This window comes from Prevotella conceptionensis 9403948 (genome assembly GCF_000312305.1).
Taxonomy (GTDB): Bacteria; Bacteroidota; Bacteroidia; order Bacteroidales; family Bacteroidaceae; genus Prevotella; species Prevotella conceptionensis.
In genome coordinates, this window is record NZ_HE999443.1 from 248,104 (window position 1) to 262,116 (window position 14,013).

The window sequence follows — 14,013 nt, forward strand, 5'->3', positions numbered from 1 at the left end:
ATTGGCGGTTCGAAAGGTTGTTGTATTGTTCGCTCGTCAGACTTGGATCTACTACAAAGGGGATGAATTTGTATAGCCTTTTGAGCAAGAAATGACCGTAGGCGCGTAGAAATTTCATTTCTGCCAGGCGCTGTTCTTTCAGTGGATAGTTGGCTGCATCGGTTTGTTGCAGCAGCTCGATGGCGGTATTTACACGCGATATGCCGTTGTACAGCCGTTGCCACATGTCGCTGATGTTCCAGTTAGTGGTAAGTATGCCTTGCGACACTTCCAGTTGGTGGAACACATCGCCGTCGCTCGTGCCGTTTCCACCCTTATAGGCATCGTCAGAACGTACGTCGAAGTTCCACATCGAGAACGATGAGTTGATGTCTTCGGCCGAAATCCAGATGGCATAGGCCGATATAACCAGCTTGTCCACGTAGCGGGCATCTTTCACTTGGTCGTTGTTTAGCGTGCCCTGTGGTTTCTGTTCGCCCAAAAAGTCGCTACAACTAGATGCCAGCATGGCGCAAAGGGCTAATATGATGGTTGCTTTTTTCATTGTGATTGAACGTTTAGAAAGTGACGTTTAGGCCGAAAGTAAGGTTCAAGGGGATGGGATAACCAAAGTTGGGGTTCTCCGGATCAACGCCCGTAAAGCTGCTGCTCTTGATGGTGAGCAGGTTTTGCGCGCTTACATAAAGGCGCAGGCGTTCCATCATGAGTTTCTTAACCACGGCCTGGGGCAGGTTATAACCTAGCTGTAGGGTGCGTAGTTTGAGGTACGAACCATTCTCAACCCAGTAGCTCGACACGCGTTTCTCGTTGGCATTGTCGGATAACGACAGGGCGGGAATGTCGCTTGAGGGGTTGGATGCGCTCCATGCGCCCAGCAAACGACGGCCTTTGTTCAAGAAACCGATGTTCAGACCGGCCCAAAGGTCGGTTTCTTTCTTCAAGTCTGAGATGATGTCTACACCCTGAACGCCTTGCCAAAACATGGTGAGGTCTACGCCTTTGTACTCTAAGTAGACGTTAAGGCCATAGCTGAACTTGGGCACGGGCGAGTAAATCCACGTTTGGTCGGCCTCGGTTATCTTGTTGTCGCCGTCCAAGTCGCGGTATCTAATTCGGCCAGGGGCCGCTCCTTGCTGTTGCGCATGGTTGTCTACTTCGGCCTGACTCTTAAAAATGCCGTCGGCCACATAGCCCACTTGCGCGCCCATAGGATGCCCAATGACGCTCTTTACGCCGTTTCCGCCGAACGTTCCGTTAGCTGCCACGGTTTCTGGAAGCTTAGTTATCTTGTTGCGATAGGTCGATAGGTTGGCGGCTAGGTCGTATTTAAGGCCAAAAGCGGTGTTGTTGCGATAGCCTAAGTTCAGTTCCACGCCGCGGTTTTCCATCTCTCCGGCGTTAATCCATTGCGTGCTGCCTTCGCCCATGGCGGCAATGCCGACCATTTGCACAAGTATGTCGCGCGTTTTTTTATAGTACCAGTCTACACTTCCGTAGAGTGTGGCGTTGAAGAACGAGAAGTCGGCACCCAAGTTGGTTTGCGTGGTGGTTTCCCATTTAATGTTGTCGTTTCCTATTTGGTCGCGCTTAAAGCCCGAATCGAGTGTGCGACCGCCGTTGGTGCCTGCAATGTCGTAGGATGTGCCATAGCTTTGACCGCCGTTTTCGTTCACGCCGTAGTTGCTAACATACACGGTGTAGCGTGCGATGTTGGATATTTCTTGGTTGCCCGTTTGTTCCCACGAGGCACGCAGTTTCAGATCGTCTATCCACGAGGCACGATTGAGAAAGCTTTCGCGGTTGATACGCCAACCAAGCGATAGTGCGGGGAAGGTGGCGTAGCGGTTGTTTTTGCCGAAACGCGATGAACCGTCGTGGCGAAGGGTGAGCGATGCCATATAGCGGTCATCGTAATTATAGTTGAGTTTGCCAAAGAACGACACCAGCGAGTAACCCGAACCGCCGCCACGACTTTGTGCTGTGCCCACGCCTGCGCTTGGCCACATGTAATCGGGCGAGAGAATGAGGAACCCTTCCTTATAAGCCGAGAAGTAAACGTCGTCTTGGCGATTAAGCTCCATACCTGCCATGGCGTCGGCGCGGTGCCTTCCGCTCTCCACGTTGTAGGTAGCCACGGCGTTCCACATCCATTTTGTCCAGTGTTCTTGTTTGGGTTCAACGGCGTTGGTGCTCTTAGCCACGTTGCCTTCGGTAACGGGATAGGTAAAGAAACGCTGCATCTTTTGACTGTAATCCAAACCGAACGTGGAACGCAGGTTGAAGTTTTTGAAGGGGTTTAGGTTGATGTAGGCGTCGCCGAACATGCGCCAGTAGGTGTAACGGTTGTCTTTGTTGCGCTCTAACACGGCTACGGGGTTGTAACGATCGGGATAACCGCCCACAGGTCCGCCCCAATTACCATCTGTTGTACGCACAGGTAGCGAGGGGTTGAACTGCAAAACGTTGGAGAGGAAACCGCCAGGAGCCTGCACTTCGGATGTACGGTTTAGCGTGAAATGCTCGCCAACGGTGAGTAATTTGCCGATAAGCTTATATTCGGTGTTCATTCGGGCCGAGAAACGGTTGAAGTCGCTTTGCTTGATAATGCCCTGATTGTTGTAATATCCCAGAGAGAAATACGAACTGCCTTTCTCTGAACCATTGCTCACTGCCACGTTATATTGCTGCACAATACCCGTGCGCGTGGTTTCGTTAAACCAGTCGGTGTCTGCCGCAGGTGTTTTTCCGGCTACGTCTAGATACTTCTTCATGCTCATTCCCTGCAATGTGGGCAGGCCTTGCGCATCGTATCCCCAATTGAAATGATAGCCCAAACCATTGGTGTTGGGGTCCATGCCATCGTTAACGTAGGCTTGCCACATCACCTGGCCATACTCCTTGGCATTAAGCACATCAAGCTTGTGTACGTAAGTGGCGGCCGAGATGGAGGCGTCTAGGTCTACACGTATGCGCCCACTCTTGCCTCGCTTGGTGGTGATGATGATAACGCCGTTGGCGGCACGACTTCCGTAGATGCTGGCCGATGCCGCATCTTTAAGCACCTGTATGCTTTCTATGTCGTTACCGTTCAGCTCGTGCATGCCCGCCTTCGTGGGAACACCATCTATAATATACAGCGGGTCGTTGTCGTTAAGCGTACCCACACCGCGAATACGCACCGTGGCTTGTCCCGAAGGTGCGCCATCTGCGGTGATGTTCATGCCCGGCACACGTCCTTGCAAGGCTTTGATGGGGTTGTTTTCGTTTTGTTTGGCCAGGTCGTCTATGTTAACCACCGACACGGCACCCGTTAAGTCGGCCTTGCGTTGGGTGGTATAACCTGTCACCACCACTTCGTTCAGGCTCTTGGCATTTTCTTCCAATGCGATGTTCATGCTTGGCGTGGCCTTCACTTCAATGGTTTTAAACCCCAAGTAGGATATAACCAGCGTTGCCCCGCTGTTCACTTCGAGTTTAAAATTGCCGTCGATGTCGGTGACAGTTCCGCGTGTGGTTCCTTTCTCCACAACGGATGCGCCCGTGATGGGTTCGCCGTCGGTGGCCGAAGTAACCTTTCCACTAACGTTTACGCCTTGCGCATGGGCAAGGGCGCATACGAAAATAGCCATCGCGATGATAAGAAGAGTTCGTAGCTGCTTCATTTCTTGTTGCGTAATTAGGTTTTATAAATGTAGGATTGTTGCTTATAGGTGTGGCTCAGCGCGTCTGTTCATCGTCTGATGCGGCTCTGAAGAATAATTGATTTATGTCAATTCCGTTGCGCTTTCTCCCCATCTTCTGCGTTGGCAAATTTAGTGCAACCGCGTGTAAAAGGCATGCAATAATCGTTCAAATGCTTGCAAAAATCGTTCATGAAACATTTTTGTAAGAGAAAGACTTATAAAGGTGAAAGAGTGAAAAGGTGAAAAGGTGAAAAGATGGCTGCGCCTTTAAGGGTGAAAAGGTGAAAGGGTGAAAAGATGGCTGCGCCCCACCGATGAACTAGCAGGCCTAATGTAGCTAAATAACTAGGATGCCTAGAAAGCCTAGAATAACTAGGAAACCTAGAATAACTAGAAAGCCTAGTATAACTAGAAAACCTAGAAACCCTAGCCCACTTGCCAGCTAAATGTTCGCAACCTACATACATGACTATCCCCCAAAAGTCAACGTTGAACGCATGCGTTCAGCCATCGGCCCAGGGGGATAGACGGGGTGTTTTCAAAGAGATTGATTGTCTAATTGTTGTAGTGCGAGTGTAAAATGGAAGGAATGCGAACAAGCAATCAAACAACCACCCATCGCCCCCGCTAGTTTAATGATACAACCTTCATCTCTGAAATGCTATGCAAAAGTAATGATTTGTTCAAAAACGTACAATAAATACTCTAAAAACACATTTTATGGCCTTATTTATTGATATAGATTATAAAATAAGGCTGTTTTCTGATGTTGTATCAGGGTTAGAGAAGGCTGTGCAGGGGCTAAATTATTGGGTGCTGCTATGCGAAAAAACGAAAAGGTTTCGATAAGGCAGGGCCTAGAAAATCCCCACTAAGGTTCAATTGTTGTTCCTTGTATCGCCCTTCACTGGCTTTTTTATTTTTGTTCGGCATCTTGCCATTGCTCTTTCAGTGGCATCGTGCGCGATGTTCCTTCAAGAACTAAGCCATAACAGCTCGGCTACAAACTAGCCATACAATAAAGGCAACGCAGTTTTTAGAACCTGGCATAAAAGTTTGGAAAAACATAGGCCTATAGCGATTATATCTTACCGTGTGTAAAGTTTTCGGCGTTGTTTTTAACATTATGAGTGCCCTTTTTATCCACCAATCGCTCGCCTTGCCGCAAAAAATCGATTCTCGCGAGGGTTTGTTTCGGTGCTAAAAGGGCGTTGTTGTAGATGCAGGCAAAATGAATTTTTATTTAATGGAACAGCCATTTGCATCAGTTTTTGGGCTATTTGCAGCAAAATACACTGCGTTTTGCAGCAAAACGCACTGCAATATGCCGCTAAACGCAGTGCGTTTTGGTGCTAAATGCAAGGTAAAATGCCGCTAAACGCATGGTAAAATGGTGCTAAATGCAGTGCAAAGTGCCGCTAAATGCGAGCCGAAAAGCATAAAAATACACCGCTATGGTATAAACATAACCTTCGCCAGCCATGAAACACATGGCTGAAAAGGGCAAAGTACCCATTAAAATGTGGGTTTTTAGTACTTAAATGCAGGTTTTTGGGACCGAAAAAATTGCGAGCTGGACACCAACTAGAAAGGCAAAATGGTGCAAAATGCAGGGAGAATACTCAAAAAAGGACAAAAACGAGCGCGCGTAAAGCTGAAAAATACCCCTAAAACCTTGCTTTTGATGCCTTTTTCTCGCTAGAATGGGGTGGGGATAAGGGTGCGTTTTGTAAAAATATTTTTAAGTTTTTAAGTTTATAAGATTGTAAGTTTATGAGTTGTTGACTTTGTGAGTTTCTAAGTTATTGAGTTTGTGGGTTATTAGGGCAGCGGGTTTATGGGTTTATAAATTGTTCAGTTCATGCGTTTGTGATTTCATGAGTTGTTAAGTACGTGGATTTATGAGTTGTATTTATGGATGAATAAGGGATAGATAGGTTTCGTTTTAAATTAAACGACGAAGTGGTTAACACCTTTTGTGCAACTATCACTTAGTGGTTGGTGGGCTACAAATAACTATTAGAATGGCGTTTACCTCATACACCCGTCGATAATGATGTTCTTTGTTACCCCAAACCCGCCTTTGCTTTGGTTGTAAGCGTTAGTAAGCCAAACCTTTAATGTTCTAGCAGAAGATGTTCGTAAAACAGTTTTAACTCTGTCGTGTCTCTGTTTTGCGATTTTTCCCTATTATAAATCTCTTCGTATTTGTTTTTTAATCGGTAGACATCGTTTCTTCTTTTCAGTAACACCATTGCAACGTTATCGGTATGTTCTATCAAATACGCGTCGTTATCAACTAAATCAAACCACTTTTGGGCATAGCCTACACTTTCGATGAGTTGAAATTCCCAGTTCTCCTTGTCTTCTATGTTCTCAAACACAGAGAACCAAATAGAAAATTGATTGTTGAAATCTTCCAACGACTGCTCTTTGTTCTTAAAGAACCTCCAATCGGTAAGCCCATAAACATCTTTATTCGAGGTTCTTGCTTTCAGAATTTCTGCGATTGTCTTTGCCGTGAAATTGTTAGGGTATTTCATTCGTGGGTCTGTTAGAACATTTTTAAGCACGCTATTAACGCCGTCTGCAATGCCTTTGTTCTGTAACCTCAATTTTAGGTGTAGCGAATAGCGGGAACTTGTTTGGGCAACGTCAATCTCATAAATATATAAACTGCCGTTCTTCTTTTTCTCAAAGCAATTCGAACGCTTTAAGCTAAAACCTAATTCTTCAAGATGAGGCTTTACTACTTCAATTATTTTTGTAACGATTTCTTTTTTGTCCATAATAAATTAGCAGTGTCTATCTGGGTGTGAAGGTACGGAATAAGTAGCGGATTGACAACGGTAAAGAATGAAAAGACAATGAACTTAACAATATTTTGCGCATGCGGAATGGCTTCCTAAATTTATTTCACGAGCTGTTTTTGAGTATAATCTTCCAAGCCCAAAGCCTTACACCTTATTATATACGTGCGAGGGTGGGTTTCAATTCCTTGTTTTTAAATGGGCTGTAGCTCTCCCAAGTTCTTGTAAAGCCACCAATAAAGCCGCATTGCACCACATCTTGCCAATCTGTTGCCCCAAAACATTTCGGTGCTTTTCGGGTTTTTGCCTCAAAACATTTCGGTGTTTTTCGGGTTTTTGCCTCAAAACATTTTGGTAAATCAAAAATATAGGCTAAATTTGTGAAGTAAAATACAGGTGGTGGGCAATGAAACGAATTTTCAAACGCAAGTTGTATGAACGACTTCTAGAATGGAAACGTGTTCAGAATGGCAAGTCGGCCATTTTGATAGAGGGCGCTCGGCGAGTGGGGAAATCAACGCTTGTTGAACAGTTTGCTAAGAACGAGTACGAGTCGTACATACTTATCGACTTTAACGAGGCGTCTGATGAGGTGAAGTCTTTGTTCAGTAATATTATGGATAAGGACTTTCTCTTCTTGCAGCTTCAAGCCATCTACAATGTTGTATTGAAAGAAAGGCGGTCGGTTATTGTCTTCGACGAGGTGCAAAACTGCCCCCTTGCTCGTCAATCCATCAAGTATTTGGTTAAAGATGGCCGTTACGATTATATTGAAACGGGTTCGCTTATCAGTGTAAAGAAGAGCACAAAAAACATCACTTTGCCCAGCGAAGAAGAGCGTGTTACGCTTTATCCTATGGATTATGAGGAGTTTCGATGGGCTTTGGGCGATGATGCGACCGTGCCATTGCTACGTACTTTTTACGAGAAAAGGCTGCCTTTGGATAAGGCTCATCGTGACAAGATGCGCGATTTTAGGCTTTATATGCTCATTGGCGGTATGCCCCAAGCCGTTGAAACCTATCTTGAAACGAATAATTTTGCCTTGGTAGACCATGTGAAACGGGGCATTATCAATATTTATCAGGCTGATTTTCAGAAGTTAGACCCAACAGGACGTTTGGAAACGCTGTTTATGGAGATACCCTCACAGCTAAGCAAAGCCAGCGGCAGATATAGGCCGTATTCTGTGCTTGGTAAGGTGGATGGGGACAAACTGACGGATTTAATGAGAAATTTGGAAGACAGTAAAACTGTGCTTATCTCGCATCACTCGAACGAACCCAATGTGGGCATGTCGCTAACAAAAAACCTTTCGCGGTTCAAGATATTCTGTGCAGACACGGGTTTGTTTGTTACGCTTGCCTTTTGGGATAAAAGTAACACCGAGAATGTTATTTATCAGAAGTTGTTGAACGACAAACTTAGCACCAATCTGGGTTTTGTTTATGAAAATGTTGTTGCCCAAATGCTTGCCACTTCGGGCAATAAGCTGTTTTATTACACATGGGCAAAAGATGCCACGCACAACTATGAGGTTGATTTCCTACTTTCGCGAGGAACGAAATTGCATCCCATAGAAGTTAAGTCTTCGGGCTATAACAGTCACGTTTCGCTGGATGTGTTTTGTGAGAAGTTCTCTCATGTGGTAGACAAGCGGTACCTTATCTATACAAAAGATTTGAAACGCGATGGAAAAGCGCTGTTGTTGCCTGTGTATATGACGTTTCTTTTGTAATTATGCAACTTGTTTGGGGCTGTTTTTAACGGTGTAATGCCTTTCTTTGGGCGTGTTCTAAACGCTCCCCACTAGGGTTTAATCGTTGTTCCTTGTGTCGTTCCTAGCTGTCTTTAAAGCAAGGAGGGGTAGGGGAATGAGGCCGTTTGTGGCCCCTACATACCGCAACTTCACACTATTTAAACAGCTTTTGCGCAAACATTGTAAGGTAAATTCGCCAATTGCGCCATATATGTCCGCCGTCGGTTTCCACATATTGATATGGGTAATGGTTGTCGTCGAGGAAGTGGCGAAGGTCTACATTCATCTGATAAAGGAAGTCGGTGTTGCCAATGGCAATCCAAAAAAGTTTGGGCTTGCTTGCAAACAGCCGCTGCATCTGTGCCTGAAAAGCTTTGTCGGTACACATTTTGGCGTACAGCGGAGCACCCAAGGGGTTGATGTGTCTGCCTGTATAGATGGCGGCAGAGAAAAGTCCGTAGTAGTGGAAGGTGGTGGGGTACAGCCTGCTTATGCCAAAGGTGTGGCCACCACCCATTGAAAGTCCGCAAACGGCACGCCCGTCGCGGTTTTTGATGGTTTTGTAGTGGCTGTCAACGTATTTTACGATGTCCATAAAACTCTCTTCCATGCTCACTGCCGAGGCGGTTTTAGGCCCTGTTTCGCCCATGAACGAAGGCCTATACATACCAAACGACCACTCGCCGGGGGCCGCCTGACAGTTGGGGTTGCCGTTGGGCATCACCACAATCATGGGTTTGGCCTTGCCTGTGGCGATAAGGTTGTCCATTATTTGCGCGGCTCGCCCTAGCTCGCTCCATGCGTTTTCGTCGCCGCCCGCACCGTGTAGCAGGTATAACACGGGGTAAGCCTTGCCCTGTTCGTAGCCTGCTGGGGTGTAGATGGTCATGCGGCGGCTCATTCCCAAAGCATCGCTGCGATACCAAACTTTGGATAAGTTGCCGTGCGGCACTTCGTTAACGCTGTACATGTGGCCTTTGTCGCCTTGTTTGTTGGATATGATGAAGATACTGCTCAGTGTGGCAATGTCGCGACTGGTGTACACGTTGGTCGGGTCGGTTATTCGCAGTCCGTCTACGTCGAAGGCGTAGGCGTATAGTTCGGGGGCAAGGGGCGGCGTGGTGTAAGTCCATACGCCTTGCTCGTTCTTCTGCAATGGTGCGTGCTTAGTAATTTGGTTTTCGGTCTTCGTTCCTTGCGTGTCTTGCTTGGGCAGGAAGTCGCCGCTAACGCTAACGGCCTTTGCTTGTGGGGCAAAGAGGTTGAAAGTGACGCTGCCGTCGGCGTTTATCACGGGCGAGAGCACTTGCGAGGGGGGTGAAAGCTGCTCTTGCGCCATGCCGTTTACCCATGCCATGAGGGTTAGTAGGGCCAGTAACATCGTTTTTTTATTCGTCCGCATGTTGTTTCTTTATTAATTATGGTGTATTGTTTCTTTGTGTAATCGCTTGGCATCGTCATCGTTTTTGGCGCGGCCTTACATCTTTTTTCGCCTAACAAAGGCCACCATTTCGTTGAACACATCTACGTTGGCCAACTTCATGATGCCCAGATATAGCAGGCCTGCAACGACAATGCGCACGGCAAGCAGCAAGGGCAGCGGGGTGATTATTTGGGTGGCGAACCATGTTAAGGCCATAACACCGAGGGCGGCGAGGGCGAAAGGCAACGTGTCGAGAGCCAATAAGCGGAGTTTGTAGTCGGCCAAACGGCGGGCAAAAAGTCCCCAAACGCCAAAACAAATGATGTTGAGCATAACAAGGGCGCATATCATCCACTTGATGCCGAAGGGATAGAGCGAGAGCATGGCCGCCACTTGCGTAACGCCCAAGCCGAGGTTTACGTAAAGGTAAACAGACGAACGGCCCTTGCTTATTACTAAATTGGAAAGCAAGAACGATAAAGGGATGAAGGCACCGCTGATGCAAAGCAGTTGCATGTGTTCTGCACTTCGCGCCCTCTTCTCGGTGATGGCCACGGTGATAAACTCGTGTGCAACCATGCCCAAACCGAAAAGCAAGGGGAAGGAGAGCAAGGCCGCCAGCCGCATCATCTTTCTAAGTATGCGCAATTGCCGTTCGCGTTCGTCGCCAACGTCTACCAATACGGGTTGCGCCACCTGTGTAAGCATGCCTTGTATTAAGAAAAAAGCCTTTGAATGCCATTGGTAGGCCTGGTTGTAGGCACCTGTGGCGGATGCCGAATAATAGTGGCCGAGCAACAAGTTCATGATGTTGTTGTTGATGTTGGTGAGTATCGAGGAGAACAACAGCTTACTGCTGAACTTGAACATGTGCCTAACGGGTTGCCAATCGATGGTGAATGTGGGTCGCCAATGCGAGTAATGCCAATAAAGTAGGGTGTTGATGAGTACGTAAAGGTTGGTTTGTGTGGCGAATGCCCAATAACCGTAACCGTTGCAAGCCATCCAAACGGCCACAGAACTAGACACGAGGGTGCCGGTGAGGTTGGCTTTGGCCACTTGTTTGGCCATGATGTTCTTGGCGAGATAGGCCGATTGGGCTGTTCCGAAACTGGAAAAGATGAGGGATAAGAAGGCATAACGGCACAGCGGAATGAGTTCGGGGGTGTGGTAATAGCTGGCGATGAGTGGGGCAAGGAAGAAAAGTAGCACGTAAAGGCCTGCCCCCATAGCGATGTTAAACCAGAAAACGGAGTTGTAGTCGCGGTGTTGAGGTTGCTTGATGTTGTTCAGCGCGGCCTTGAACCCGCTGTTTTGCAGGTCGTTGGCCACCAATGCAAAGATGCTTATCATGGCCATCATGCCATAGTCGGTGGCGTTGAGCAATCGTCCCATCACGATACCCATCGTCACGCCTATCACTTGGAGCATCACGTTGTTGAGTGCACCCCAAAATAAACCCTTGGCTGTTTTCTCTTTTAATGATTCCATAATGTTATCTAGGTGGGCTAGGTTTTCTAGGTTTTCTAGTTATCCTAGTTATTCTAGATTTTCTAGATTTACCTGGTTCCTAGTTATCTAGTTTCCTAGTTTCCTGGCGATCTAGTTTTTGTTGTCTAGTTTCCTAGCTTGCTAAGCCAAAGCTTTTGCCTTTACCTTTCACGCTTTCGCTGCCTGCAAAATTACCACTTGTTGCGAAAACCACAAAGAAAAGCGGCAAGTATTAGGGTGGGGCGGCCGAAATCGTTGCACGCAATGGGCTGCAAGGAACGGCGAACAGGCCTTTTGTTGTGCAGAAACTTGCACATCCAATCTGCACCGTAAGGTGCACATTCAATCTTACTTTCAGGAAGATAATTTGTTTGATTTAGGCCAAAAAGCTCACGTTTTTCAAAAATAATCGCCCAAAAACTTGCAAGTTATAAAATAAATGCCTAACTTTGCAATGTGTTTTTCATGGTATTAGATTTAAGGTTAACAAAAGGTTGGGATTCAGCGGAATCCCTTTTTTTGTGCCCATTGGTTTGGCATTTGTGGCCGAATGGGCTTTTAAAAGTGGAAAGAAAAGCACGCAATATAACTATGTTCGGCCGTTGGATGGGGCTTGAAGTCGCTGTGGAGGTTTGGGGCTTGGGTGGCGTTCTACCATTCGGGAGCTTGTGGCGCGTGTTCTCATAACGTGTACAAGCATGCAGAAAAAGATGTAATTTTCTTTTTGTTCGTTGTTCTTTGTTTTGTGTTTCATATTGCTTGTGCTTTGACAAGCAGCCCTTCTAACATGTGCGCAAACCTTTGCACGGCGCTTTCAACCTGTAAGCGCGGCCGCATTTCGTGTTCGTTGCTTTTGTTTGTCGGACCAATTTATTGTTATATCTTTGCACGCAAAATCTGCTAAAAGCCAAATAGGTATAACGATCAACATTTATATAACAAACACAAAGAAGATGCTAAAACACTATTACGCATTGCCGCCCTTGGCAAATAGGGCGGTATTGGTGGCTTGGTTGGCCCTTTCGCCTGTGGCATGGGCTATGGCCGGCACAAGCAACACGCAGCCTAACGCAACATCTTTGCAGCAAAGCACGCGCAAAACGGTTACAGGAACCGTTACCGACGCCAACGGCGAACCGCTTGTTGGCGTTAGCGTACGCAGCAAAGGCGGCAAGGGAGGTACGATAACAGACATCGACGGACACTTCTCGATGCAAGTTGGCGATGGAGAAACCATCGAAATTTCGTATGTGGGATACGCCACACAAACGTTGACGGCCAACACCAACATGCCCATGACCATCGTTTTGGAAGAAGACAAGAAACTATTGAACGAAGTGGTGGTGACTGCACTGGGCATAAAGCGCGAAGCAAAGGCACTTACCTACAACGTGCAAGACCTGAAAGGGAGCGAAGTTACGCGCGTTAGAGACGCTAACTTTGTGAACGCCTTGGCCGGAAAGATAGCCGGCGTTACCATTAATCAGAGTTCGTCGGGCGTGGGAGGCTCGTCGCGCGTGGTGATGCGTGGAACCAAATCGCTGTTCGGAGAGAACAACGCGCTTTATGTTCTCGACGGCATTCCCATGCAAGGACTTCGCACCAAGCAAAGCGACAACTTCTACGAGTCGGTGGAAGTGGCCGACGGCGACGGCATTTCGAACATCAACCCCGACGACATCGAAAGCATGTCGGTGCTGACGGGTGCGTCGGCTGCCGCCCTTTATGGCAATCGCGGCGCCAATGGCGTTATCCTTATCACCACGAAGAAGGGCGCGGTGGGACGTCCCAAGGTGTCTTTCTCCAACAGCACCACCTTCACCCGACCCTTCGTTACGCCGCAGTTCCAAAACACCTACGGCCGAAAAGACGGCGAATTTGCCAGTTGGGGCGAGAAAATGGAGCGCCCGTCGAGCTATAATCCGCTCGATTTCTTTAATACGGGCTTCAATGTTTCCAACTCTGTGGCCTTGTCTACGGGTAGCGAAACCAGCCAAACCCATGTTTCGGTGGGTGCAGTTAATGCGGGCGGCATCGTTCCCAACAACCGATACAACCGCTACAACTTTACTTTCCGCAACTCGTGGGACGTGATTAAGGACGTGTTGCAGCTCGATTTCAGTCTGCTTTACGTTAAGCAGAACACCCGCAATGGCATTGGGCAGGGCATGTTCTACAATCCCTTGGTACCTACTTACCTGTTCCCACCCAGCGACGACTTCAAGCGCTATGCCGTTTACGAAATGTACAACGCCGTGCGCAACTTCAAAACGCAGAACTGGCCTTATGGAAACCTGGGATTGGGCATGCAAAACCCCTTCTGGATTGTAAACAGAAACAAGTTTGAAACCAATCGCGAGCGTTTCATCGCCAGTTTCTCGGCGCGTTGGAACATCACCTCTTGGCTCAACATACTGGGTAGGGCGCGCATGGACAACGCTTATACCGACTTCGAACGCAAGCTTTACGCCTCTACCGACGGACTTTTCTCTAAGCCCGCAGGTAACTGGATGACGCAAGACGACAAGAATACGTCTACCTATCTCGACTTCCTGGTGAACATCGACAAGCAGTTTGCCAACGACGAGATACGCCTTTTGGCCAACATCGGTGGGAGTTACTTTGACGAACGCTATACCAGCAAAACCTTTGAAGGTAACTTGGCACGCGTGCCCAACTTCTTCCACCCCTCCAACATGTCGCCCACCGAGAGCAGCACGGCACATGCCAACTTGCACACGCAAACGCAATCGTTCTACGCCAAGGTTGAAGTGGGCTACCGCAACTTCCTCTTTGCCGATGCAACGGGCCGCATCGACTTCTTCTCTACTTTGCTCGGAACCAGCA

7 protein-coding genes are annotated in these 14,013 nt (G+C 47.6%); 2 read left to right on the forward strand and 5 right to left on the reverse strand.

The features are described from left to right. The 3 genes from BN93_RS00860 to BN93_RS00870 form a co-directional block, all read right to left on the reverse strand. On the reverse strand, positions 1–544 hold a 544-nt coding region (locus tag BN93_RS00860), incomplete at its 3' end, for a RagB/SusD family nutrient uptake outer membrane protein (RefSeq protein ID WP_044259333.1). 13 nt (positions 545–557) lie between these two features. Next, positions 558–3,662 (reverse strand): SusC/RagA family TonB-linked outer membrane protein, encoded by a 3,105-nt coding sequence (locus BN93_RS00865; RefSeq protein ID WP_019186458.1) that lies wholly within the window; start codon positions 3,660–3,662, stop codon positions 558–560. A 2,138-nt stretch (positions 3,663–5,800) separates the two neighbouring features. After that, on the reverse strand, positions 5,801–6,472 hold the full coding sequence (locus tag BN93_RS00870; protein WP_019186461.1) for a hypothetical protein: 672 nt from the start codon (positions 6,470–6,472) through the stop codon (positions 5,801–5,803). A gap of 427 nt (positions 6,473–6,899) precedes the next feature. Here BN93_RS00870 and BN93_RS00875 point away from each other — a divergent pair, with 427 nt between their 5' ends. Then, positions 6,900–8,231 (forward strand): ATP-binding protein, encoded by a 1,332-nt coding sequence (locus BN93_RS00875; protein WP_019186462.1) that lies wholly within the window; start codon positions 6,900–6,902, stop codon positions 8,229–8,231. 175 nt (positions 8,232–8,406) lie between these two features. Here BN93_RS00875 and BN93_RS00880 read toward each other — a convergent pair whose 3' ends face one another. Continuing rightward, positions 8,407–9,654, reverse strand: coding sequence for an esterase (locus BN93_RS00880; protein WP_316928598.1), 1,248 nt, complete (start codon positions 9,652–9,654; stop codon positions 8,407–8,409). A gap of 75 nt (positions 9,655–9,729) precedes the next feature. Further along, positions 9,730–11,166 carry a lipopolysaccharide biosynthesis protein gene (locus BN93_RS00885; protein WP_019186464.1) on the reverse strand — a complete coding sequence of 479 codons (1,437 nt, stop codon included), beginning with the start codon at positions 11,164–11,166 and terminating at the stop codon, positions 9,730–9,732. A 953-nt stretch (positions 11,167–12,119) separates the two neighbouring features. Here BN93_RS00885 and BN93_RS00890 point away from each other — a divergent pair. Beyond that, positions 12,120–14,013, forward strand: a 1,894-nt coding sequence (locus tag BN93_RS00890; protein ID WP_044259505.1) for a SusC/RagA family TonB-linked outer membrane protein, incomplete at its 3' end; no start/stop codon positions are given.

What these genes read in the sequence shown, in the direction of transcription:
- BN93_RS00865 (WP_019186458.1), bottom strand. Translation starts at nt 3,662, where the DNA reads ATGAAGCAGCTACGAACTCTTCTTATCATCGCGATGGCTATTTTCGTA.
- BN93_RS00870 (WP_019186461.1), bottom strand. Translation starts at nt 6,472, where the DNA reads ATGGACAAAAAAGAAATCGTTACAAAAATAATTGAAGTAGTAAAGCCT.
- BN93_RS00875 (WP_019186462.1), top strand. Translation starts at nt 6,900, where the DNA reads ATGAAACGAATTTTCAAACGCAAGTTGTATGAACGACTTCTAGAATGG.
- BN93_RS00880 (WP_316928598.1), bottom strand. Translation starts at nt 9,654, where the DNA reads ATGCGGACGAATAAAAAAACGATGTTACTGGCCCTACTAACCCTCATG.
- BN93_RS00885 (WP_019186464.1), bottom strand. Translation starts at nt 11,166, where the DNA reads ATGGAATCATTAAAAGAGAAAACAGCCAAGGGTTTATTTTGGGGTGCA.